General features: G+C 39.8%; 15 protein-coding genes and 1 tRNA gene. 13 read left to right on the plus strand and 3 right to left on the minus strand.

Going from position 1 to position 25,024, the window contains the following annotated elements:
- From VJ937_RS14740 to VJ937_RS14760, 5 genes are all read left to right on the plus strand, one after another.
- Nucleotides 1-653 (plus strand): menaquinone biosynthesis protein (locus tag VJ937_RS14740; protein ID WP_324068373.1); only part of this gene is annotated, 653 nt, incomplete at its 5' end.
- 62 nt (nucleotides 654-715) lie between these two features.
- Nucleotides 716-2,113, plus strand: coding sequence for an NfeD family protein (locus tag VJ937_RS14745; protein ID WP_324068375.1), 1,398 nt, complete (start codon nucleotides 716-718; stop codon nucleotides 2,111-2,113).
- Nucleotides 2,113-2,550 carry a GNAT family N-acetyltransferase gene (locus VJ937_RS14750; RefSeq protein ID WP_324068396.1) on the plus strand — a complete coding sequence of 146 codons (438 nt, stop codon included), beginning with the start codon at nucleotides 2,113-2,115 and terminating at the stop codon, nucleotides 2,548-2,550. Before VJ937_RS14745 ends, VJ937_RS14750 begins: the two co-directional genes overlap by 1 nt.
- A 32-nt stretch (nucleotides 2,551-2,582) precedes the next feature.
- A complete protein-coding gene (locus VJ937_RS14755; protein WP_324068377.1) occupies nucleotides 2,583-4,274 on the plus strand; it encodes a M20/M25/M40 family metallo-hydrolase in 1,692 nt (563 codons plus the stop codon).
- Nucleotides 4,275-4,297: 23 nt separating this feature from the next.
- Nucleotides 4,298-5,107 carry a hypothetical protein gene (locus VJ937_RS14760; protein WP_324068379.1) on the plus strand — a complete coding sequence of 270 codons (810 nt, stop codon included), beginning with the start codon at nucleotides 4,298-4,300 and terminating at the stop codon, nucleotides 5,105-5,107.
- A 65-nt stretch (nucleotides 5,108-5,172) separates the two neighbouring features.
- Here VJ937_RS14760 and VJ937_RS14765 read toward each other — a convergent pair whose 3' ends face one another.
- Nucleotides 5,173-10,041, minus strand: coding sequence for a carboxypeptidase regulatory-like domain-containing protein (locus VJ937_RS14765; protein ID WP_324068381.1), 4,869 nt, complete (start codon nucleotides 10,039-10,041; stop codon nucleotides 5,173-5,175).
- Nucleotides 10,042-10,346: 305 nt separating this feature from the next.
- On the minus strand, nucleotides 10,347-12,086 hold the full coding sequence (locus tag VJ937_RS14770; RefSeq protein ID WP_324068383.1) for a hypothetical protein: 1,740 nt from the start codon (nucleotides 12,084-12,086) through the stop codon (nucleotides 10,347-10,349).
- A 154-nt stretch (nucleotides 12,087-12,240) separates the two neighbouring features.
- Here VJ937_RS14770 and VJ937_RS14775 point away from each other — a divergent pair, with 154 nt between their 5' ends.
- The 8 genes from VJ937_RS14775 (at nucleotide 12,241) to VJ937_RS14810 (ending at nucleotide 23,835) form a co-directional block, all read left to right on the plus strand.
- Nucleotides 12,241-14,118, plus strand: a complete 1,878-nt coding sequence (locus VJ937_RS14775; protein WP_324068385.1) for a methylmalonyl-CoA mutase family protein — start codon at nucleotides 12,241-12,243, stop codon at nucleotides 14,116-14,118.
- Nucleotides 14,119-14,150: 32 nt separating this feature from the next.
- Nucleotides 14,151-16,301: a methylmalonyl-CoA mutase gene (gene scpA, locus VJ937_RS14780; RefSeq protein WP_324068387.1), complete on the plus strand. Its 2,151-nt coding sequence runs from the start codon at nucleotides 14,151-14,153 to the stop codon at nucleotides 16,299-16,301.
- A 191-nt stretch (nucleotides 16,302-16,492) separates the two neighbouring features.
- Nucleotides 16,493-16,885 carry a RidA family protein gene (locus VJ937_RS14785; RefSeq protein WP_324068389.1) on the plus strand — a complete coding sequence of 131 codons (393 nt, stop codon included), beginning with the start codon at nucleotides 16,493-16,495 and terminating at the stop codon, nucleotides 16,883-16,885.
- 455 nt (nucleotides 16,886-17,340) lie between these two features.
- Nucleotides 17,341-18,090: a sodium/substrate symporter small subunit gene (locus tag VJ937_RS14790; protein ID WP_324068390.1), complete on the plus strand. Its 750-nt coding sequence runs from the start codon at nucleotides 17,341-17,343 to the stop codon at nucleotides 18,088-18,090.
- A 21-nt stretch (nucleotides 18,091-18,111) separates the two neighbouring features.
- Nucleotides 18,112-19,782, plus strand: a complete 1,671-nt coding sequence (locus tag VJ937_RS14795) for a VC_2705 family sodium/solute symporter (RefSeq protein ID WP_324068391.1) — start codon at nucleotides 18,112-18,114, stop codon at nucleotides 19,780-19,782.
- A gap of 6 nt (nucleotides 19,783-19,788) precedes the next feature.
- Nucleotides 19,789-20,562, plus strand: a complete 774-nt coding sequence (locus VJ937_RS14800) for a tetratricopeptide repeat protein (RefSeq protein WP_324068392.1) — start codon at nucleotides 19,789-19,791, stop codon at nucleotides 20,560-20,562.
- A gap of 3 nt (nucleotides 20,563-20,565) precedes the next feature.
- Nucleotides 20,566-21,309 (plus strand): metallophosphoesterase, encoded by a 744-nt coding sequence (locus VJ937_RS14805; RefSeq protein WP_324068393.1) that lies wholly within the window; start codon nucleotides 20,566-20,568, stop codon nucleotides 21,307-21,309.
- 72 nt (nucleotides 21,310-21,381) lie between these two features.
- The gene (locus VJ937_RS14810) at nucleotides 21,382-23,835 is read left to right on the plus strand and encodes a DUF294 nucleotidyltransferase-like domain-containing protein (RefSeq protein ID WP_324068394.1); all 2,454 of its coding nucleotides are present in this window, start codon (nucleotides 21,382-21,384) and stop codon (nucleotides 23,833-23,835) included.
- Between the two features lie 456 nt (nucleotides 23,836-24,291).
- Here the strand turns inward: VJ937_RS14810 and VJ937_RS14815 are convergent.
- Nucleotides 24,292-24,365, minus strand: a tRNA-Asp gene (locus VJ937_RS14815).
- Nucleotides 24,366-25,024 lie beyond the last annotated feature (659 nt).

The following is a 25,024-nucleotide window of genomic DNA, read 5'->3' on the forward strand; positions in this document are numbered from 1 at the left end:
ATCCGGCTACCTGTGCCAAAAAGGTACTGAATGATGAAGCTGATATTGGCTTAATACCAGTAGGAGTTTTATCTCAAATGGATGATTACCATATCATTGGGAATTATTGTATTGGAGCAAAAGGCAGGGTCGACACTGTTAAGCTCTATGGAGAAGTGCCAGTGGAAGAGATGACTTCCATTGTGCTTGATTATCAGAGTGGTACTTCGGTTAAGTTAATAAAGTATCTTACAGAAAATTACTGGCATATAGCACCAGAATTCTTAAATGGATCACACGGGTTTGAGCTTCGAGACATTGAAGGAACCCGTGGTGGAGTGGTTATAGGTGATCGTACCTTTGAGCTTGACAAACAGTTCCCTTATAAATATGACCTTTCAGAGGTCTGGTGGCAACATACCGGGTTACCTTTTGTGTTTGCAGTATGGGTCAGTAAAACCCCGTTGTCCCGGGACCTGGAAAATTTATTTAACCATGCCCTCGAGCAAGGTATCGACCGCATAAATCAAATAGCCAATGAATATCAGCACCTGGTGCCTGCAGGAATTGATCTCGATACATATTTAACCAACCGTATCGATTATAAACTCGACAGTGATAAGCGAAAAGCTATGGATATTTTCCTCGATTATCTTAAAAGTGTTCCTGTCTAAACAGTATATCTGTTTTACTGGTTATTTTTGTATCTTACGAAGTCCTTTTTTAACACATAATTATGAAACAAATTCGAATATTGCTTTTATCCGTTTTATTGATTTCTGCCATTATGGCCAATGCACAGGATTCCACAATTGTTTATGTGTACGACATAAAGCAGGAGATAGGTCCTGAAGCATGGCGCAATACACAAAAAGCCTTTACTGCAGCCAATAAAAAAAATGCAGATCTTGTGCTGATTCATATGAATACTTATGGAGGGATGGTGAATGCTGCAGACTCCATACGTACTAAAATTCTGAATTCAGACATTCCGGTATGGGTTTTTATCGATAATAATGCCGCTTCGGCAGGAGCTTTAATTTCTATTGCATGCGACAGTGTTTACATGCGTCCGGGTGGAAATATTGGGGCTGCAACCGTAGTCGATCAATCGGGGAAGCCGGTTCCGGATAAATATCAGTCTTTTATGAGAAGTATGATGCGGTCCACTGCTGAATCGCATGGTAAAGATACTACCATAACCGCAGCGGGCGACACTTTAATCAAGTGGCACCGCGATCCGGCTATTGCTGAAGCCATGGTTGATCCAAGACTCGAAGTGGATGGCGTAATCGATAGTGGCAAGGTGATTTCGTTTACTACGAGTGAGGCTATTAAGTATGGGTTTGCCGAGGCTGAAGCCGAAAACATTCCTGAGGTGCTCGATAAAGGAAATGTAAACAATTACCGAATTATAAAACAAAAGCTATCGGCTACAGATAAAATTATAAACTTTCTCATTAACCCATTTGTGCATGGTATTCTCATAATGATCATAATTGGCGGACTCTATTTTGAAATTCAGTCACCCGGTATCGGTTTTCCATTAGCTGCCGCTGCATTGGCTACTTTATTGTATTTCGCCCCGCTTTACCTCGAAGGAATTGCCGAAAATTGGGAAGTACTGATTTTTATAGGAGGAGTGGTGCTTATTATGGTAGAAATATTTGTAATACCCGGTTTCGGAGTAGCAGGTATTAGTGGAATTGTGATGGTAATTACAGGCCTTACACTAGCTATGATTGATAACCTTGAATTTCAAATGAATCCGAATTATGTTGACACTGTTATGCAGTCTTTGGCTGTGGTAGTAATTTCCTCCTTTTTGGCATTTCTTGGCGGTATTTGGGGGAGTAAGAAATTATTCGACAATTCATTTGTTCCTGGTCTAGCTTTAAATGATGTGCAACCAACAGAAGAGGGTTTTTCAAATGTAGAAGCGAGCTTTCGCTCTATGACTGGAAAAAAAGGTGTCGCTTCCACAATGCTGAGGCCCTCAGGAACCGTTGAGATTGATGAGGAGCATTTTGATGCGCGCGCTGAAACGGGCTTCATAGAGGCCGGTACAAAAATTATAGTTGTAAGAACTTCATCTTCACAATTATATGTAGAACCCGAAGATATGGAGGAGTGATGCTTAGTACAGAGATTTTGAGTTATCAGCCCGGCGATTTTAATGAGATAAGCAAATTTTGGAATAAACTTGGACTGGGAGGAGCTGAACGTGGCGATGATGAGCAGGTTATAGAACGCACACTAAATCATGGAGGTGCGTTTTTTGTTATGCGCGTGGGCAACAGATTAATTGGTACAGCATGGATAACCAGTGACCATCGCAGGTTGTATTTGCATCACATGGGGATCGATGCTGAATACCAGAATCAGCAACTTGGATATAAACTTCTGGAGCACTGCATTCAGTGGTCCGAAAAACAGGGTCTGCAATTAAAACTTGAGGTCCATCAGTCCAACACAGGGGCTGTTCATTTGTATAAAAAAGCAGGATTCAAACGTTTGGGCGATTACGATGTTTACATCGTTCGTGATTATAAAGAATTACCTGCAAAATAATAGAATCAAAACAGTTATTTAAATTTAATATTATGCGATATTCAACTATAATTTTAATCTTACTTCTGCTTATACCAGCATGGACAGTAGCTCAAAATATTGAAACAGGTGAGAAAGTGCTTAAATATTTGGCCGATGATAAACTCGAAGGTCGCTACCCCGGTACAAAAGGGGGTGAGTTGGCACGTGATTATCTGGACGAATTGTTCTACCGGGACTGGATGGGAAAATTCTCGTTCGGATACCAGCAAAAATTTGAAATAGAAACCGATGTTGACATAAATCTTCAGACAACTTTAACTTTAGAAGAAGAGAAAGCTGTATTGAATGAGGACTTTAAACCCTTTGTATTTAGTGCAGAAACTTCTGTTAATGGAGAAGTCGTTTATGTGGGAAGCAAAGTAAAAGATACTGATGTGAAAATTGATGGAAAATGGGCTCTGATTTACATCGATAATGAACCCAATAAAACCCCGCCTTTGAGAGCCCTGATTGGCGATGTTATAGCAGCACGAAAAAAGGGAGCAATAGGCTTGCTAATTGCTGCAAGGCACGATCTTACCAAGGATGGCGAATACTATCCATTCAACTACTCCAGGTCGATTGTTGCGGTTGATTTGCCTGTAATACAACTTTCACGTACATATTTGCAGGAAATTGTTGGGCATTCGAACCTTAGTTTACGGCAGTTGCGCAAGAAAGATGTGCAGAAAATAAATAAGCAAATTGGTGAACTCACTGCCAGCGTACATGTTAAGTTTGACCGGGAGAAGACTAAAACAGCAAACCTTGCAGCCTACGTAGAGGGAACCGAATCCAATGAATGGGTTGTTGTTGGTGCGCACTATGACCATCTTGGTTATGGGGGCCGAGGTTCCGGTTCGCGCGCACCTGAAGAGCATGAGGTGCATAATGGGGCCGACGACAATGCCTCCGGAGTAGCCATGGTAATGATGCTGGCAGAGTATTATAAAGATCATTCGCCGAAAAGTAACATGGCATTTGTGTTGTTCGGTGCTGAAGAGATGGGACTTATCGGATCAAAATATTTTGTAGACAATCTGCCATTTCCTAAAGACAAAATTAAGGCTATGATTAATTTTGATATGGTAGGCCGGGTTAAAGACTCAGCTTTGAGTATCAGTGGTGTAAAAACGGCCCGTGAATTTGAATCATTACTCAGCCATTGGGACAGAAAACCATTAAAACTTGAACTTGGGGGCGGAGGCTACAGTGGTTCCGATCAGGCCTCTTTTTACGCTGAGGATATCCCGGTGCTTTTCTTTAATTCAGGTTTGCACGACGATTATCATACACCGGATGATGATGTGGATAAAATAAATTTCCAGGGTATGGAGTGGGTTGCAGATTTATCTGTAAACCTTCTTGACAGCCTCACAAATCCAAACTATGATCTGAATTTCGAAAAAGCGAAGGTAAAGCAACGCGGTAAGTACGGTCAGTCTATGAAAGTGAAGATGGGTATCATGCCTGATATAACCGGTACCACCAAAAATGGAATGGGTGTAGATGGCGTTAGTGCAGGCGGTCCTGCTGATAAAGCCGGTGTAAAGAAAGGCGACACAATTATTGAAATTGATGAAACCCAGATAAAAAACATTTACGATTATATGCACCAACTTGGTGAGCTGAAGAAAGGGCAGAAGGTTAAAATTAAGGTGCGGCGTGGTAAAGAAATTATCGAACTTGATGTACAGTTCTAATTGACTATTAAAATTCGTTAAAAATGAAAATAGTAATAATATGGGTGGTTGCCCTGGCTATTACATTATCAGCAGCCATTTACCAGCGTGCAACAGGTCCCACATATCCATTGAAACTTGATGCTGAGTTGGCCGGAAAAGATTTTGATTTTAAACTCACAAGGAGTGCTTCAATTGGCGACGGTTGCACTGTAGAAATTCCAAAGAGTGATCTTTTTGATAAGGCCGAAATAGTTTACCGAAAATATCCCGGCAACTTTGATTTTGATACATTAAAGATGCAATTATCAGCTGAAAACTGGCAGGTGCAGCTTCCTGTGGAGCCGGCTGCGGCCAAACTGGAATACTATGCAGTACTCAAAAATGAGGATGATAAGGTTTTATACCAAAACATGCAGAATACTGCAGTCGTAAGGTTCAAAGGTGATGTTCCCAAATACATTTTGGTGCCGCACGTTATAGCCATGTTTTTGGCCATGCTATTTAGTACAGCAGCTGCATTAATGGCCATATTTAAAATAGGAAATTTCAGGCGTATTGCGTTTATTACCCTCGGATTACTGGTTCTTGGGGGACTTATTCTTGGACCCATTGTTCAGTATTATGCTTTTGGCGATGCCTGGACAGGCTGGCCTGTTGGGCAGGATTTAACTGATAATAAGTTGCTCATCACAGTGTTGGCATGGATTGGTGCTGTGCTGCTAAACTATAAAAAACCGCGGAAGTGGGCCGTTATTGTGGCTGCAATAGTATTGTTGGCCGTTTATAGTATTCCGCATTCAGCCCGGGGGTCAGAATATAATTACGATACCGGAGAGGTTCAAACGGGTTGATATTAGAAAAATTAAGCATAAAAAAACCGCCGGCTTTCCGGCGGTTTTTTTGTAGCATGTTTTATTTATTCAATAATTATCGGTTTGGTAATGACTTTTTCATCTGAAGCTATTCTGATGAAATATACACCTGCAGCACTATTTCCAAGATCAATTTCTGTCTTGTCTGTAAATTCATTACTGTATACTACCTGACCAACGCTGTTAAGTATTGCAATATCAAATTGTCCTTCTGAACTGATATTGATAACCCCACTTGATGGATTTGGGTAAATACTAAGTGAAGATTCATTTACATCATTAATGCCCACAGGCGTCATGTTCATTGTAATTGTCATATCTGCATTTGCAATATCAAATGAACCTGTGAAGTCATAATAATCGGTCAAAGTAGCTGTATAGCTATAAGTTCCATTTATAAGGGCAACGGTAGCAATACCGCTTGCATCGGTAGTAAGCATATACTCACTGTCAATGTCAATTTCAACGCCTTCAAGTGCTGTAGTACCGTCATACATAGCCTCGAAAGTAACTGTGTATTCAGTAGCCACCATTGTGATGGTTTCTGTCATAGACATTGCATCTACCATAATTGTTCCGCTAACGTCATCATAACCTAGCATTGAAACTGTATAGCTGTGCTCCCCGGCAGTCATCATCATTGATACCTCACCATTCACATCAGTCATATGGTCATTTCCTTCCATAGTAACCATGGCGCCTTCCATTGTGTTGCCATCTTCGTCCTGAACAACAAATGTTACTTCGCCCATTACCTCAAAATCAATGCTTATAACCGGACTTTCACCTGATTCATAAACGCTTTTTACACCGGCTGTGTATGTGCCCAGTGATAAATCAGTGAATTGATAAGTACTGTCAGTAATACCTGTAGCTACCGGAGTTGTCATGTCATCAAGGTAGACGCTGTAGCTTTGCAGTGCTTTGCCTTCATCTGCCTTTTTCGATGTAGCCAGGTAATCTAATATGGCCATCAGCAGGTCACCTCTAACTTGTTCATCGGTAACTGAAGCAAATGATCCTGGCCAGAATACTGTATTGCCATTCTGAATAGCAGCTAAGCCTTCAGGAGCGGTTGTGATTGTGAGCATGTCCACTGCGTTGTGGTCTGTAATTTGATCACAACTAAGGCCTTCTTTTGCAGTGGTATAAATATCATCGCAAGTAAATGAGAATCCTTCTGCTGCTGAACCTGCAGCACCTACATGGTCAAGTGATTCACCGCCACTTTGCCACCACATGTCTTGCGCTACAGAAACCACACCAAGGTAGTCATATGGGAACTGGCCGGCGCTGAATGTATACGTATCAGCCTGAGAGTACATATCCCAAATATAATCCTGTGATGAAAGGAATAATTTACCGCCACCGTCGAGGTAACTGGCTAAATTAGTCTCGTCTGTGCTGTTAACGGTTTGTCCGTTTTGCCAACCTTCACCAGTAAACCATATTATAGCATCATACTCCTGCATAGTAGCAAGGTCCGGTCCATCATAAGTTGTTGCATCGGCTTCGTAATAGGTGTAGTCAACCTCATTTGCATCTAACACAGGCTGTATATAACCCCAGTCATCTGTGAAATCAACGCCATTACTGGCATCGTGATCAACCACAAGCACTGAACCTGAAAAACTTCCGTTCCATGAGAAGTTGGCAACATTTCCATCCTGTTCAACATTTAATCCGTAAGGTTCTTCAATGATTTCAATCAATTCAATATCCTTTATAAGGCCGCCCTCTTCTATGGCGATTGAAGCCTCAGAATAAACCTCAAAGCCAGGTTTTTCTACAACAATATCATATATGCCTCTCCAAACAGAGTCAAATACCACACCCGATGCATCAGCAGTGAGTGTGTAAACATGTGTTGGATCTGCATCCTGATTGGTAAGTGTAACTATAGCTCCCGTTGCATCTTCAGAGGTGTTGGTAGTGATATTAACTGTGTAATCTACAGTCATATCTTTCGGTAGTACATTAGAAAGTGTAGGATCTGAATAAACACCATTGGTGTAGTTGGCCACTACTGCGTACTGATAGAGTCCGTAAGTTTGTGTTGCCCAGTCTGTATCAGTAAATGATGTATCTGTTACATTGGTTCCTATTTCAACCCAATCAACCATGTCCTGTCCTTCTAGTAATCTGTATACCGTATAGTCAATGAGTTCTTTGCTATTTGTAATTTCATTAAAGTCAGGACCTTCTGTAACTACCGGTTTATTGGTAATCATTTTTAGATCATGGGTTATTTCACCACTGTTATTATTTGCTATACCAGGAGCGTAATTGGTTTTACCCATATCATATCCATAAGCCCTAATCATAAATGGCTTTTCTAGTGATGGATCTCCAAGGCTTTCAACGGTACTAAAATCTCCTGTCGTATAGTCTGTACTATAATAATGAGTATTGTCTGTAAACGGATAATCATCATCAGGGTCGGTTGTTCCCAGGCCTGCAAAACCTGCATAGCTTATTGCAATCATAAAACCATTGGGAGCATCAATCGGATCTGCCAGTGTGTGTACAGTCCAGTCCATATCTGTATTAGGAACAGCCATAGCTGAATAAAGTACATTGTTGGTTGGTTCACCGCTTTCATCAAGGTCAAATATGAAAACATTAACGGTAGTGTGTGGGCCGCCTTCATCAGTAGTAAACCAGCTTACTTCGTGGAGTTGGGCGCTTACCCTGTGTACTGAACCCAGTACTGTATTATCAGTACCACTTGAATTACCTAGCTGACCGGTTTGTACGCCATTGTCGTAACGGAATTCGGCCGGGATCAGTGTGCCTGGTTCTAACCATGTAACCACTGCTTCATCTGATGGGTTTATAAAGGCATTGACCCCAATAGCCGGATATGGAATTTCTTCAAGCACTACATCAACACCAGTCAGGTCTCCGTCTACTACGGTAATTGTATCCTGATAGGTTGTATAACCCGGATATGAAACGGTCATAAGGTAGTCCCGTGTTCCACCATAAACATCAGTTATTGTAAATGCACCGCTTGCATCAGTAGAATCCAGATATGTATCATATCCGTCTAATGAAACAGCAGCACCCTCAATACCTGTACCCAAATCACTTGAGGTAATGGTTCCGCTTACTGAATAAGTAGAAATAGGGGTAATTGTGGCATCAGCTACAACAGTATCTTCTTCTAGAACTGTAACGTCAGATAGAACGTTTGTTTCATAGCCAAATTTACTGAATTCCACATCATATGTGTCGGGTATCAGGTATGGGAAAAGATATTCACCTGCCGCATCTGTAACAGTGGAAGAGTAGGATCCTACAATTTGTACATTCACTCCCTCAACCGGAGTACCTGAACTTGTAACTGTTCCTGTAAGACCACCCAGACCGGCTGTAGAAAAGAATAATGTTGTATTAGGTACCCAACTTATTACATCGCCATCAACTCCTGAAAGGTCATCTGAAAATTCAGTGTCGGAGTTGTATTCCATGGTGCAATTGGATTGAGGAATTTCAGTTCCATAAAACTCATCGCTTGAAGAGTGGTATTCGTCTTCATAAACCCTGTATGTGTAAATCACCAAATTTCCGCCACCGTAGATATACGGGGTTGACAGTGGAATAGGAATAATGTTCCTTCCTGCGGGGAAACTTACTGTGTCATCATAAACAAGAACCAATGATGCAGGGTCGATCCATCCTCCATCCATTGTAGTTTGGTCGGTTTCGCCAATCCAGATTTTTACTGGCCTTCCTTCTGAAAGGTTAGTTGAGAAATTATTTTCGTAAGCGATTGTTTCGAGTATACCACCGCTTATTCCCAACTGTTCTGGTGTGTAAATGGTTTGTGAAGCACTGTTTTTATAAAAGAAATCAAATGGAATTCTGCTGGGTGGGAAGGTTTCATCCATTCCTACCTGGGCAGTATAAACGTCACTTGACTGGATTATTAATTCCATGGTTTCTGTCTCATTATCAGACATGTTCATGTCGTCACCATAGTCTATAACACCTTTAACTACTATGGTATCTGGTGCTGCAGGTGTAAATGAGAGTGAAACGGTATCAATTACGTCAGGGTCTATATCAACTCCGCTAACTGAGCTTAATACTGTACCTCCGGCTGTATCAATTAAATTGAATGTATAATCTGCTCCCGGGACAATCTCTGTACCAATGTTTTCCAGAATGATGTCAAAGGTTTTTTCTTCGCCCACAGTAGCAAATGGTGATCCTAATAAATCCAGTGCACTCAGGTTATATGGATCTGGTTCAAATATATGTATGTTATCAATTCCTACGTACCATGCCCATGCATCAGCATCGTCATATACAAATTTTACCTGACAATTAGCGTTTATGTAGCTAGTTATGTCAATTGAAATGCTTTCAGCTTCAGCTGCAGTTCCATGATCTTCATCCCATGTTAATACATTTTGCCAATCGGTTCCGTCAAATACCTCAACAGCGAAATAATCACCTCCGTCTGTTGTAATGTCATTATACCGTGCATCAAATTCGAGTTTAATTCCGGCTGCGCTTGAACAGTCGAAAACAGGCGAAATTAACTCTCCTGATGTTGGATTACCGGATCCGTTTGCATCACTGTCAACCACTGCAAGCCCTGTAAATGGGAAATGGCTGTCAGTTTCTGCCCAATACCAACCTGGGAAAGTTCCTGAACCAGTATTGTTGATCGTCCAGGTTGCTGGTATTTCAGTATCAAAAGTTTCTGTTAAATAGTCAACTTTTGAGGGAATGTTTACATTGGATTTAAAGGGAACAAAAAAGTTTTTGTTTAAATCCTGTTTCTCTCCTTGTACCACCTCTTTTTTGTCGAGATGGTTCACAATTTTTCCGTATTGCTGTGCATCGACTGTAAAAGAAAATACACAGAATACCATTAATAATGATAAAAATCTGTTTCTCATAGTGAATAAATTTAATTAGTGATGGTTAGAATTAGCTGTTATTATTTAGATTCTGACTATTGACCCCGTTTAACTTAACATTTAGTTAATATTTTGATATTCACCATGGTCAAGGTAAATAAAAAAAACGCAAATGTCAATTTTTTTGCGTTTTTTTTGTTGTTAGCTAATGTTTTTTTGAAATATGAAATTATGATCTAAATCTAATAAATAACGGGTATGAAATGCTGTTTTAGTTTTTTCATATGCAGCAATGAAAAACTTTTATTTAAATTTATTCAAAATAATGGTGTGCAAATGTTTTTCTATTCTTTCTTTTGGGACTTTTTATTCACTTTTGTTTTAACAAGTTTATTTTCTTTAAAAACAGCTTCATAAACCACCTCTCCATCTGGTTTCATGTATTGGATGGTCCCATGTTTTTTGCCATTTTTAAAATTTTTAATACTCTCAACAGTTCCGTATTTGTAGCGTGTGGTCCATTGCCCGTCAGGCCTGCCATTTTCATAGTTTTCCTCTCTGATAATAAGTTCCGGGTTTCGCAGGTCATAATACAACCATTCGCCTTCTTTTTTACCATCAAGGTAGGTCCCCGATACAGTTAGTTTTCCATTTTCCTGCCAGCTTTTAAATGGTCCGTTCAAAGAACTGTCTTTGAATGTTTTTAATAGTTTCTTATTCCCATTTTCATACCAGTACATGGCTTTGCCTTCATTAATATTGTTACTGTAGTTTACCGCGTATGATTTTTGCCCGTTTTCGTACCAACCTTCCCATAATCCATGCATTTGTCCATTCAGAAATGTGCCTTTATGCTTCAGCTGTCCGTTTTGGTACCATGTTTTCCATACACCGTTTTCAGTTCCATCTGAGAAAATACCTTTTTTAAAGATGCTTCCATCTTCGTAATAGTATTGCCATAAGCTGTCTTTAACCCCCATGTCATAAAAGCCGGTTTTCCAGACAGCGCCGTTGCTGTACCACCATGTCCAGTTGCCATCCATGTGGCCTTTTTTATAATAACCTTCGTTTCCTTTTTGGCCATCAGTGCGGTAAAAAGTCCATTTGCCATGCTGCAGGGAGTCTTTAAAATGGCCTTTCATATCTACAGAGCCATCTTCAAAATACCATTCTGCATCTCCATCGGGTCTTCCGTTTTTAAACTGCATTTTACGCTGCAGGTCCCCATTTTTGTTATATTCCCTTAGCTCTCCATGGTATTTGTCATTTTTAAATTCGGCCATGCGCAGTAATTGGCCATCGGGTGTCCAAAAGGTCCATTTCCCCGCTCTCTGGCCATCTTCAAGTATTCCAATCATACGTTTCTGCCCATTTTTATACCATTCTACATTCTTACCCGATTGGTAGTTATGACGACTCATTTTCTCTCCTGTGCGAAACCATTGCATCCACTCACCTACCTGTTCGCCCAGTTTATACTGTCCTTCACTTTTTTTGTTGCCATTGCTGTACCAGGTTGTCCAATCGCCGTGTGGCAGGCTGTCTTTGTACATCCCCTTCTCGGCCGGCAGTTGTTCGTTGTAGTAAGTGATAAATTTTCCATTACCGTCTTCTACTATTTGTTCTCCTGATTTATTCCAGTAATTTACAAGGTAGGGTTCGCCCTCCTTAAAATATATTTCACTTTTTTTATGGCCATCTTTGTAATAGTTAATCCACAGGCTGTCTTTTTGATTGTTTTTATAGTAACCAACCTCTTCTTTTTTACCGTTGCTATACCACGCTTCATATTTTCCGGTACGTAGACCATTTTTAAAATAGCCGCGGTTTTCAATTTGCCCGTTATCGTAATAATAAATTACTTCTCCATGCACAACACCTTTTTTGAATTCGGTAACCTGAATAAGGTTACCTTTTTTATCAAAGTATTGCCATCTGCCATTTTCAAATCCGTTCTTCATGTTCCCTTTCATGGCTACATTGCCATTTTTCCACTTTTTTTCTACAGACCTGATTTGAGCATCTAATGAGTTGATATTAAAGAATATTGAAATAGCGAAAATAAAAATGAAGATTTTGTTCATGATAACAAGTTTAAAATTGTATGATGCGAATTTACCCAAAATGCCCATAAAGCCGAAAAAAAAATCTGTCATTTATGACGAAAAACATGATAAAAAGCATTCGAGATGTGGCAAAAACACTATACATTTGCAATCTAATTAAAAACAGCCACTTATGTCAAAAGCCAACGAAACAACAAAGTTGTCTGAACAGTTTCCGCCAATTTCCAAAGAGAAATGGATGGAAAAAATTGCTGCGGACCTAAAGGGTGCCGATTACAATAAAAAACTTGTATGGCACACTCAGGAAGGGTTCGATGTCGAACCATTTTACAGAGAAGAAGATTTAGAAGAATTGGCCTATTTGGATTGTAATCCCGGCGAATTCCCGTTTGTCAGGGGGAATAAAATTCAGAATAACGATTGGCTGATTCGTCAGGATATCGATGCTTCTGATGTCAGCAAGGCCAATAAAGAAGCACTTACAGTTCTTAATAAAGGTGTGGAATCACTGGGCTTTAAATTTGCAGAGGATCAAAATGTTTCGATGAAGGACATCGAGGTTTTGCTTCAGGATATTTGTATCGAAGCAATTGAGCTTAACTTTATTGCACCGCATGATGCCGTAAATATTGTCAGTTTACTTGTTAAATATGCACAAGAGCATAATAAGGACCTTAATGATATTCGTGCTTCAGTGAATTTTGATCCGATAGGTCATTTTGCTCTTTACGGGAAATTTTGTGCCGATGAGCAAAAGTTATTCGATGAGGCCAAATCGTTGATTGAAAAAACAAAAAATGCCCCGGCAATTAGGCCCATTACAGTACACAGTAATTACTTTAAAAATGCTGGTGTTACTATTGTGGAAGAACTGGGTATTGCATTGGCCATGGGAAGCGAATACCTTGCCAGAATTACTGATCAGGGCATAGATGCTGCTGAGCTCAATGCCAATATGCGGTTCCATTTTGGAGTGGGTACAAATTACTTTATGGAAATTGCAAAATTTAGGGCTGCTCGTTACATGTGGGCCCAGATTACTCAAAAGTATGGTATTGATAAAGCAGATTGTAAAATGCATATTCATGCACAAACCAGTACCTGGAGCATGTCTGTATACGATCCTTACGTAAATACTTTACGTTCTACTACAGAAGCTATGTCGGCCACGTTGGGTGGTGTGGAGTCGCTTACCGTTGATCCGTTTAATTTTTATGAAAAAGCCACGGTACAATCTGAGCGCATCGCCCGCAACCAGCAAATTATTCTGAAAGAAGAATCATATTTCAAAAATATAGTTGACCCGGCAGGTGGCTCTTACTATATTGAAACACTTACGCATAAATTAATTCAGGAAGCCTGGAAAATATTCCTGAATATAGAAAATGAAGGTGGTTTTGTTACTTCCTACAGAAAGGGAGACTTTCAAAAACGCTTGAGTGATACCGTGAAGACAAGGGCGAAACAAATCGCTTTACGCAAAGAGAAGTTCCTCGGTACAAATGAGTTTCCCAATTTTGAGGAAACCAAAGAAAATATGCCTGCCGAGCTTTTCGAAGCAAAAGATTATACTTCAGAAAATGCCGAAACACAAGGGTTGGTTATTTATCGCGGACCACAAGAGTTTGAACGCATGCGTTATCGTACAGATACATGGGCCAAAAATAATAAACGGCCCAGAGTATTCATGTTAACATACGGAAACCTTGCAATGCGGCTTGCGCGTTCACAGTTTTCTCAGAATTTCTTTGCCATGGGAGGATTTGAAACCATCGATAACCATGGATTTGAATCTGTAGAAGCAGGCGTTAAAGCTGCGCTGGATAAAGATGCCGATATTGTGGTGCTTTGTAGTTCAGATGATGAATATCCGAATATTGCGCCCGAAGCTGTAAAAATGCTCGATGGAAAGGCTGCCGTAGTGGTAGCAGGCTATCCAAAAGATAGCATTGAGCAACTCAAAGAGGCTGGTGTGAAACATTTCATTCACATCAAGTCAAATGTGTTGGAAACACTTGAGCATTTCCAAAAGCAGCTTGGACTATTGTAATTGCGGATTATAAAAACTGAAATCAGAAAATTATGAGACCTAAATTTAACGATATAGACCTGACAAAAAAGACGTCAGAGAACCCAACCGGGAAAACCTGGGAAAAAGCCCATAATATTAAAGCAAACTGGGATACACCAGAAAAAATTCCTGTTAAAGGTGCCTATAGCAAAGATGACCTTAAAGGAATGGAGCACCTTAATTATGCGGCAGGATTGGCTCCCTACTTAAGAGGACCTTATTCGGCTATGTACGCCATGCGTCCCTGGACTATCCGGCAATATGCAGGTTTTTCCACAGCAGAAGAATCAAATGCTTTTTACCGGAGAAATCTGGCTGCCGGACAAAAAGGGTTGTCGATTGCCTTTGACCTGGCCACTCACCGTGGATACGACTCTGATCATGAGCGTGTGGTCGGTGATGTGGGAAAAGCAGGTGTGGCTGTGGATTCAATTGCCGACATGAAAATTTTGTTCGATGGCATTCCATTGGATAAAATGTCTGTTTCAATGACAATGAATGGCGCTGTGCTGCCCGTTATGGCATTTTATATTGTAGCCGGACTGGAGCAGGGCGCAAGCCTCGAACAACTTTCAGGTACCATTCAGAATGATATCCTGAAAGAGTTTATGGTGCGTAATACCTATATTTATCCACCGGAATTCAGTATGCGTATTATCGCTGATATTTTTGAGTTTACCTCGAAGAATATGCCCAAGTTTAATTCAATCTCCATTTCCGGATACCATATGCAGGAGGCTGGCGCCACTGCTGATATTGAAATGGCTTACACTTTGGCAGATGGACTTGATTATATTCGTACTGGAATCAACGCCGGAATGGAAGTAGATAAGTTTGCACCGCGTTTGTCGTTCTTCTGGGCTATTGGTATGAACCATTTCATGGAGATTGCAAAAATGCGCGCAGCACGTATGATTTGGGCTCAGTTGGTAAAGCAGTTCGATCCGAAAAACCCCAAATCAATGGCATTACGTACCCACTCGCAAACTTCCGGATACAGCTTGCAGGAGCAGGATCCGTTTAATAATATTGCACGTACCGCTGTAGAAGCTATGGGCGCTACATTGGGTCACACCCAATCGCTGCACACCAATGCGTTGGATGAGGCCATTGCACTTCCTACTGATTTTAGTGCGCGTATTGCTCGTAACACGCAGCTTTATTTGCAAAATGAAACTCAAATTACCCGCGCTGTAGACCCATGGGCCGGTTCTTATTATGTAGAATCACTCACACGTGATTTGTATAACCGTGCATGGGAGCACATAAATGAGATTGAAGGTATGGGTGGAATGTCTAAAGCCATCGAAACCGGTGTGCCTAAAATGCGTATTGAAGAAGCTGCTGCCCGTAAGCAGGCACGAATCGACAGCGGTCGTGAAACCATTGTAGGTACCAATAAATACCGTCTCGATAAAGAAGACCCAATTGAGATACTTGAGGTGGATAATACAGCCGTGCGTAAATCGCAGATTGAGCGATTGGAAAAACTACGTGCCGAGCGCAATAATGAAGAAGTAGAAAAAGCGCTCAATGCACTTACCAAATGTGTTGAAACCGGAGAAGGTAACCTGCTGGAGCTCTCTGTTGAGGCCGCTAAGAAGCGCGCCACATTAGGCGAGATATCGCAGGCATGCGAAAAAGTTGTAGGACGTTATAAAGCAGTAATCAGATCTATTTCAGGCGTGTATTCATCAGAATCTAAAAATAGCAGTGACTTTGCCAAAGCCAAAGAGCTGTGTAGTAAATTTGCAGAACAGGAAGGCCGTCAGCCTCGTATTATGATTGCGAAAATGGGGCAGGATGGCCACGATCGTGGTGCTAAAGTTGTAGCCACCGGATATGCTGATATTGGCTTTGATGTCGATATTGGCCCACTTTTTCAGACTCCGGCAGAAGCTGTTCGTGATGCCATTGAAAACGATGTGCATATTTTAGGAGTATCATCACTGGCAGCTGGTCATAAGACCCTTATTCCTTCAGTAATGGAAGAGCTAAAGAAAAATGGACGTGAGGACATTATGGTTATTGCAGGTGGAGTAATCCCGCACCAGGATTATGACTTCCTCTATAATGCCGGCGTAGCAGCAATTTTCGGCCCCGGAACATCTGTTCCAAAAGCTGCTGCAGAAATGCTGAAAATTTTGCTCGAAGAAGAGTAAATAAGTCTTTATAAACACCATAAAGCCGTTTCCGATGGGGAGCGGCTTTTTTTATGTGATCTAAATATTTGAATTATTCAAATGGTATGAGCTATATATTTTGCACCAGGATTATTGTATAATTTGTGGTTTTTAGTAACTTAAACAATCAATACGGAGTTTTTACCGTTAAATAATTAAAAAGAAATACCATGGATCGCAAGCAAATAAGTTCAGGCAGCACATTTGAAAAGCAAGTCGGATATTCCAGGGCTATTGTAGATGGTAACTGGGCCTTTCTTGCCGGTACAACCGGCTATAGCTACGAAACAATGACTATACAAGACGATATTGTGGAGCAAACAGAGCAATGTCTCAAAAACATCGAATCGACCCTTAAACAGGCCGAATTTAGTTTAAGAGATATTGTTCGGGTTACTTACATTCTGCCCGATAAAACTGAATTTGAAAAATGCTGGCCAGTGCTGCGTAAATATTTTGGAGATATCAAGCCTGCCGCCACTATGATCTCTGCCGGGCTGGCCACCGATGAGATGAAAATTGAAATAGAGGTTACCGCTTTGAAACAGTCGGAGTGGTTTTAGTATTTTTCTATAATATTCAAAATTTTAAAATAGTTAGATCGTATTTAGTTTCGTAATCAATTAAGCAGATCTTTGTTCTCTTTCTTTTTATGCGCTTTTATACTTCTTTAAAAAGTGTAATTATTTCCCGGTAATGTTTATACTTATCTTTTACTGTTTGTAGCATCTTGCTATGAACAAATATTGATTACCGAGTCGTAACTTGATTTCCAATTATTGTCAGTTTCAAGCTGGTTTTTAATGCTTTTTTGAAAAAGAGAAGTGTTATAATTGAACTCTACTTTCACTTAAAAAAAATCACAAAAAGGTTAAGATTTCATTCCTCTGTATGCTAATAATAGTGAAAAGAATATAAAAATCTAAATATCACAATAGTTAGAATGGTGATATAATAGTATGCAAATGTGAATGATATGACATATATTTATTCGCATAATTCAACTAAATGCTGCATTATGAATGAAAACAATCAATTTCACATTAGTTTTTTCAGGCCAACAACCGAACGAGCCCGGAAAAACAGGAACAAAGTCGTTTGGCTATTGGCAATTTGGGCCATAGGTGTGTTTGGCTTTCAATTTTTATTGAGAGCATTAGAAGAACCAACACCTGAGCCTGTGCTTACAGAATTTAATGAGGTTTGGGACAACGTAAAGTCTGATAATGCAAATAAACATGAGCTTCAAACATTTGCGAAAAGTGCTTTACAGGTTACTGGTAAAGTTTTTATAAAACCAGAACACCGGAATGCCCTGGATAATGGCATTACATGGGCCACAATGAAATTAGCCGATTCAGCTCAAAAAATTGCAATTAGTCAGGCTCTTATAGATTTTGAAAAAGCAGCCAAAGATTTGGAGGTCTTGAGCGATGAGAATTATCAAACTGCAAGGAATAATCTTGCTGCGTTGGCTAGAGTGCCTTTAGGATTAAAATCGAATGAACTATTAACTAATTTTTTACCCCTCGAATTGGACTCTAAAATGGCAGGTAGTTTTACAGATGAAAATAAAAAAATTGTAGCAAAGGCTATGCCTCTGTACACTATACATAATCAATCTGTACTTACAGATACAAAATTTCTTGGTTTCCCTTTTCATTACTTCTACACCTCGGTATTTCTACTTATTTTGTTTATTGTTATTTGTTGGTTTTATAGTTTTACAACTGATAAGATCAATAAAAAACTTAAAATTTCAGAATAGTTACCTCTCAAAAAGAATATTATGAAGAAAATCATTATCCCATTAATATTATTGACACTACCTACGATGGCTCAAGCTGCTGTAGGTGCTGCACAACTTGAAGGAGGTTTTAAAATTGGACCTTCGGTTATACTTATTGCTATACTTTGCCTATTTGTCCTTATTGGAATATTCTTTCGTGCAAAAGATACAAATGATTTTTATGCTGCCGGAAGAAGTATTTCTAAAGTGGGTTCCGGTATGGCCATTGCTTCAAACTGGATGAGTGCTGCTTCATTTCTAGGAATGGCTGCACTTATGTATGGATCAGGGTATCATGGATTGGCCTATGTGGTAGGATGGACAGGTGGCTATGTACTCCTGTTGGTGCTAATGGCAGGTCAGATCCGTAAATACGGAAAATATACGGCTGCAGACTTTATTGGTGATCGCTATTACTCCCAAACCCTCCGGGCAGCAGGTGCTATAATTGCGATCTTAATTTCCATTTCTTATTGTGTAGGACAATTCGTAGGAATTGGTCTTATGTTTAAATGGATTATGGGACTCGATTATCAATGGGCTGTGGTTATTGGTGGCTCGGTGGTGTTGGCTTATACATTAATTTCCGGAATGCTTGGCGTAACCAAAAATATGCAAATACAGTACGTTATCATCATCATTTCGTTTTTGATTCCGTTGTTCATTCTTACATTTAAATTTGATTATTTCTGGGTGGTCCCTCAAATAGGTTATGGTGCAGTTGTTACCGACATTGTCCAGGGAGTGCCAGTAAATGATATTGCCGGAATGATGAATTCTATGGGGCACGATTATGCTATTGTGCCGTCACCAGAGTATGCAATGCCATGGGATTCGGCTACAGGGAAGACTTTTTTCCAGTGGATGGCCATTGCTTTTTCCTTGATGATTGGTACAGCCGGTCTTCCGCACGTGTTGCAACGGTTTTACGTTGTGCCCAAAGCCAGTGATGCCCGTTGGTCTGTTGTGTGGGGTTTGTTCTTTATTTGTTTGCTCTATTGGAGTGCTCCTGTATATTCGGCGTTAGGGAAAATTCTCTCTGCACATCCGGAGGTTGGCAAGCTGGCAAAAGATGCTATTGTGGTCTATACGGCTCAATTGGGTGAAGTGCATCCACTGATTGTAGGATTGCTGGCAGCCGGTGGAGTATCTGCAGCATTTTCTACGGTTTCCGGGCTTTTGGTTGCCGGTGCATCGGCATTTAGTCACGATCTTTATGTGAGGGTAATCAATCCGAAGGCCTCTCCACGTTTGCAGCTCACAATGGCTAGAGGTGGCACGATCCTGATGGCAATAATTGTCGTTCTTATTGCTATTCTTGAGTTGGGGTTAATCGGTGAGCTTGTGGCCGTTGCATTTTCTCTTGCTGGTTGTACCATTTTCCCACTATTCCTATTGGGTATTTGGTGGAGTGGATCGAACCGTGAGGGTGCAATTGCTGGGTTAATTGTAGGTGGACTCGTTTCTCTAATCGCAATCACTTATTTTATAGCAGGTAAACAAGGAGTGGAATTGCCTTTCGATGGTTTTATCAGTTATTACCTGCAAGCATGGTATTTTGCATGGATCGGTGCGCCATTATCAATTTTAGCCAATATTATTGTTTCAAAAATAACAGCTAAGACACCATTGGAAATTCGTAAATTTTTGGTTGAAAAAGTACATAGTTAATTTTATATGATAAAACTTACTAAAAGAGCACTCATTTTGATGATGAGTGCTCTTGTTCTAATCGGTTTCGGTGTAGCATGGCTCTATTATGACTTGCAAAATAAAAAAGTAGATCCCCGGGTTATTGAAGCCCGTAAGCTTTATAAAAAATACGATCAGTATGCTGAAGAAAATGATTATAAAGCGGTGTTAAATCTGCTTGATTCTGTTGAGGACGTATACAAAAGATATCCACATTATCGCAATTCCTATGAAACAGCCGTTTTAGAAAATAACCGCGCAGCGGTATGGTTAACTATGGCTATTCAAACAGACAGCCAACCTATAAGTTTGGATGGTATAAACTTATTGTCAAAAGATTCTTTGTTGCAAATAGCCAGGGAGCAAGCGAAAAAGGCGATTTCAAGATATGAAAGATGGCTGGATGAATTCGGAGAAATGGATCAGGGTGCCATTAAAACCCATATTAAAACATCCTTTTTTAATGGTTTGAAAGAAAATAAAGAAGAAAAGCGCAGAGATTATTTGAATAATCGGGTTGATGAAATTCAAATGGCACAATTAGAGAATAAACGCCGCTTATCTGTAGCACTTACGAACTATGGCATAATTTTACGCCACAAAGAAAAATACAGGGAAGCGATATCGCACTATGAAAAGGCTTTGGAGTTGTGGGATCGAAATCTTGCAGCAAAAAACAACCTGAATATTTTATTAGGTAAGCCTATTGAAAAACGTAATATAATTCAGAAATTATTTCCACCCGAAAAAAAGGAGTAATGAATGCGCCTGGCTATAATAGCTGATATACATGAAGATATTATCAACCTGAAAAAAGCGTTTGAGAAAATTCAGCGTCTCAAATGCGATGATATCATTTGTCTTGGCGATATTTCTGGTTTTAGTGTCCTGCATCACGACTTTTTTGATAGCCGAAATGCCAGCGAGTGTCTCAAAATGGTCAGGGAGAACTGCACTGTTATTATTGCCGGAAATCATGATTTGCATGCGGCAAGACATACGCCTAAAATCAGCAGCTATGAGTATCCGTCAAATTGGTATGAACTTGATTTTCAGGATCGCCTTATAAAATCAATGGATCAGGTTTGGCTTTATGAGCATGAAGAACTTAGTGCCTTGTATTCGCATGAAGAGAAAACCTTTATTTCAAATTTGCCTGAGTATAAAGTTAAAACCTATGAAGATTTATCTGTATTGTTTTCACACTTCATTTTTCCTAATTTGACAGGTTCTGAGCAGAGATTTTATTTTGAACTACCGGATTTTGATGCGCACAAGCGTTTCATGACGGAGCAAGGTGGATTATATAGTTTTTCCGGACACAGACATTATCCTGGTTTGATGGTTATTTCTGACTCCAAAGTGATCAGGAAGAATTTTAACCGAAAGTATAAGCTCAAAGCAGGAGATGTTATTATGGTTCCCCCTATTGTACGTGCAATGGGCAATGGCGGTTTATGTGTTTATGACATAAATGAAAATACTGTGGAGGCGATCCGGATTTGATTTAGCACCAAATATATTTTGTCATTCGGGACGAATAGAATAGTTTTATCTTAGCTTATTAATCAATTAAAGATGCCAAACAACAGTCTGTATAAATTTTTTGTTAGTATTGTGCTTCCTGCAATACTAGCTATTCTGTTGTTTATCATCAGTTTTTTTGTTGTGATTATTCCACAATTTGAAAAAAACCTGATGGATGCCAGGAAACAAACCATTAAAGAACTCACTCAATCGGCCTGGAGTGTGCTTAAGGAACATCAGGAAAACTATAAAGACACCCTTTTTACAAGATCAGAGGCACAAAAAAAAGCGGCGAGTCAAATTGGAAAAATGCGTTATGGTCCGTCCAGGAAAGATTATTTCTGGATTATCGATCAACAACCCCGTATGATCATGCATCCTTACAGAACCGAATTAGAGGGGCACGACCTTTCAGATTATGAAGATTCACACGGGAAGAAGCTTTTTGTAAGAGCAGTAGAAATTGTTCGCAAAAATGACGATGGTTTTATCGACTATTATTGGCAATGGAAAGATGATACTTCACGTGTTGTGCCTAAACTGTCTTATGTGAAAGGTTTTGAGCCTTGGGGCTGGGTCATTGGAACCGGAATTTACCTTGAAGATGTGCGCGCTGAAATAACTCATTTGAAAAACAGATTATTGATTATTTCTGCAGGCATTATTTTATTGATCATTATTACCTGGATTTACGTAATTAGGCAAAGTCTTAAATTGGAATTTAAACGAAGGGCAGCAGAGCAAAATCTGAGACTCTCACGGCAAAAATACAAATCTCTTGTGGAAGCATCCAACGACGGCACTTTAATGTTGGTAAACGACAAGGTTATTTACCATAATTTTAAAATGGACAGACTGCTGGACAAAGAGTTTACGGATAGTTCTTTTCCTGGGTTTGATGACTTGTTTGCGATCAAGTGGAATGATGTAAAAGATACCATGCAACAACCAGGTAAGTCATACAACATCGAAACCTATCTACTGATGCCTGGAAAAGCACCAAAAGACGTAGTTTTGTCTATATCAAAAGTTGATTATGCCCGAGAAGAAGGTTTTATTGTCATTGTTAAGGATATAAGCCCAGATAAGCAAATTAACAGGGAATCAAAGGAATTGGCTAGAGAGCTACAATTGCCGCTTTTACTAATGACCCAACCCATAACATATAGCGTTAGACCACACTTGACCATACCCATTAATTCTACTGTGCAGCAAGCTGCTTCACAAATGAAGCGCTACGGTCAAAAGGTTGTTTTTGTAACATCTGAATACAATATTGTAGGTGTAGTCACTCAAAATGATCTTCAAAACCGGCTTGTAGCTGAGCAAAAACCATTTGAAAGCCCGGTTTCTTCTATTATGACAGCACCGGTTGCAGATACACCGTCTTCTACCCCCTTATTTGAAGTGGTAATTAAATGCTGGCAGCAAAAAATATCTTATTTGCTTGTGAGAGACAATGCTGGAGTAGCCGTTGGTTTTGTCAGTAAAAACCAATTACTCGATTTTCAGCAAAATACACTGGGATTCTTGATAAAGGAGATTTACACTGCGGAAACCATCGACAAGCTAGCCCAATTGCACAAACGGATACCTGTCGTAATTAATGCTTTGCTCGAAACGGGTAGTAAATCTTCGAATATTACCTATTTGAATTCCGTTGTGGCAGACACCATACACGAGCGTGTCATTGAACTGGCCATTGAAGAAATGGGCGAACCACCCGTATCTTTTTCCTTTATGGTGCTGGGTAGTGAGGGACGCATGGAAGAGACCCTTTATACAGATCAGGACAATGCCATTATTTTTGAAGATTCTGAATACGGTGATGCTGCCAAATCATATTTCCAACACTTTGCCCGAAAGGTCAACGATAACCTGCATCAAATTGGCTACAACCGGTGTCCGGGAGAAATAATGGCAAGTAACCCTAAATGGTGCCAGTCCTTATCTACCTGGAAAAAATATTTTAGTGATTGGACACAATCTCCGGAACCCCAAAATATACTTGATAGCAGTATTTTTTTCGATTTCAGGAGCGTTTATGGAAACCAACAAATGATCGAATCATTGCATGAGCACTTACAATCACTTACCCCTCAAAACGGACTGTTTTTTCGCCACATGACCTCTTCGATCAATCGCTTCAAACCTTTTATAGAAGCAGAAACAATCGATTTGAAAAAGATTATTTTTCCGTTGGTTAGCGGGATACGTATTTATAGTCTGTATTATGGATTTTCTTCAACCAATACACTTGCCCGATTGCATGCAATTGCAGATAAGTTGAAAAATAACCTTGAGGAAGAAGAATTGAGCTATATATACAATTTTCTTATGCATAAAAGACTTCAGATACAAACTAATGCCCTTATGAATCACGAACCACCCGATAATATGCTTGATATTAACACCCTAACGCATGCGGAGCGTACCTTATTGGATCATTCAATTCATAAAATTAATGAGTTTTTAAGTGGTTTGAACATGGATTTTGTTAGATGAAGATTTTGAACTTCAATTTTGTTTCCTTTTAGTTCTATAATCAATACCATAATTCTGTCAGAATTTTTAACTGCCCATGCTGTATAGGAGGGTTATTATATACTTATTGAGTGTTTTAATTGTAGGTTTTGGAAAATATGCTGTATCAGATCTGTGAATAATTGCTGAAAGCTGCTTGATGACTATGGTTTTTTTGCGGATTCTATACCTCCTTAAGGGTTGCGATAAATAAAAAAAGCTCCTGAAAGAATTCAGAAGCTTTAGTGTCATTTTAGCGGTCTGGACGAGACTCGAATCCCGCATTGCTGAAATTTTCAATTTCACTAGCAATGCGAGGACTCACGCAGAATAATAAAAATCAGAGATTTTTTATTCTGCGGAGCTCCCAACCCCCCGGGGGTTGCGATAAATAAAAAAAGCTCCTGAAAGAATTCAGAAGCTTTAGTGTCATTTAAGCGGTCTGGACGAGACTCGAACTCGCAACCCCCGGCGTGACAGGCCGGTATTCTAACCAATTGAACTACCAGACCATTGCTCAATTGCGTGTGCAAAGAAATACTATTTTCTTTTAATCTCCAAACTTTACAATAAAATGTTTTGATGTTTTTTTGCCTTTCTATCGCCCTGTTCATCATTTTCAGGATTTTAACCTCAGAAAAATATTTACTCAAATTATTAAATAAGCTTATTTGGTTTTTACACATATCCGTGTGAAAGATCAATGTTGGCCTGTATGGGATAAAATAAAAAGAACAATGAAAAGCAGTGGTTTTAGTTTCATTTGGTGGTCTGGACGAGACTCGAATCCCGCATTGCTGAAATTTTCAATTTCACTAGCAATGCGTGGACTCACGCATAATATAGCAATCACAGATTGCTTATTCTGCGGAGCTCCCAACCCCCGGGGGTTGCGATAAATAAAAAAAGCTCCTGAAAGAATTCAGAAGCTTTAGTGTCATTTTAGCGGTCTGGACGAGACTCGAATCCCGCATTGCCGAAATTTTTAATTTCGTGAGCAATGCGAGGACTCACGCAAAGTATATCAAATCAAAGATTTGAGACTTTGCGGGTTCCGCTTCGCGTGGATCCTCATAGAATGACGAAAATTATAAATTTTCTATTCTATGGGACTCGCCAACCCCCGGGGGTTGCGATAAATAAAAAAAGCTCCTGAAAGAATTCAGAAGCT

The sequence above is a fragment of the Salinivirga sp. genome (genome assembly GCF_035268865.1).
GTDB lineage: Bacteria > Bacteroidota > Bacteroidia > Bacteroidales > Salinivirgaceae > Salinivirga.

What these genes read in the sequence shown, in the direction of transcription:
- VJ937_RS14795 (WP_324068391.1), top strand. Translation starts at nt 18,112, where the DNA reads ATGAAGAAAATCATTATCCCATTAATATTATTGACACTACCTACGATG.
- VJ937_RS14790 (WP_324068390.1), top strand. Translation starts at nt 17,341, where the DNA reads ATGAATGAAAACAATCAATTTCACATTAGTTTTTTCAGGCCAACAACC.
- VJ937_RS14800 (WP_324068392.1), top strand. Translation starts at nt 19,789, where the DNA reads ATGATAAAACTTACTAAAAGAGCACTCATTTTGATGATGAGTGCTCTT.
- VJ937_RS14805 (WP_324068393.1), top strand. Translation starts at nt 20,566, where the DNA reads ATGCGCCTGGCTATAATAGCTGATATACATGAAGATATTATCAACCTG.
- VJ937_RS14755 (WP_324068377.1), top strand. Translation starts at nt 2,583, where the DNA reads ATGCGATATTCAACTATAATTTTAATCTTACTTCTGCTTATACCAGCA.
- VJ937_RS14765 (WP_324068381.1), bottom strand. Translation starts at nt 10,041, where the DNA reads ATGAGAAACAGATTTTTATCATTATTAATGGTATTCTGTGTATTTTCT.
- VJ937_RS14770 (WP_324068383.1), bottom strand. Translation starts at nt 12,086, where the DNA reads ATGAACAAAATCTTCATTTTTATTTTCGCTATTTCAATATTCTTTAAT.
- VJ937_RS14745 (WP_324068375.1), top strand. Translation starts at nt 716, where the DNA reads ATGAAACAAATTCGAATATTGCTTTTATCCGTTTTATTGATTTCTGCC.
- VJ937_RS14750 (WP_324068396.1), top strand. Translation starts at nt 2,113, where the DNA reads ATGCTTAGTACAGAGATTTTGAGTTATCAGCCCGGCGATTTTAATGAG.
- VJ937_RS14785 (WP_324068389.1), top strand. Translation starts at nt 16,493, where the DNA reads ATGGATCGCAAGCAAATAAGTTCAGGCAGCACATTTGAAAAGCAAGTC.
- scpA (WP_324068387.1), top strand. Translation starts at nt 14,151, where the DNA reads ATGAGACCTAAATTTAACGATATAGACCTGACAAAAAAGACGTCAGAG.
- VJ937_RS14810 (WP_324068394.1), top strand. Translation starts at nt 21,382, where the DNA reads ATGCCAAACAACAGTCTGTATAAATTTTTTGTTAGTATTGTGCTTCCT.
- VJ937_RS14775 (WP_324068385.1), top strand. Translation starts at nt 12,241, where the DNA reads ATGTCAAAAGCCAACGAAACAACAAAGTTGTCTGAACAGTTTCCGCCA.
- VJ937_RS14760 (WP_324068379.1), top strand. Translation starts at nt 4,298, where the DNA reads ATGAAAATAGTAATAATATGGGTGGTTGCCCTGGCTATTACATTATCA.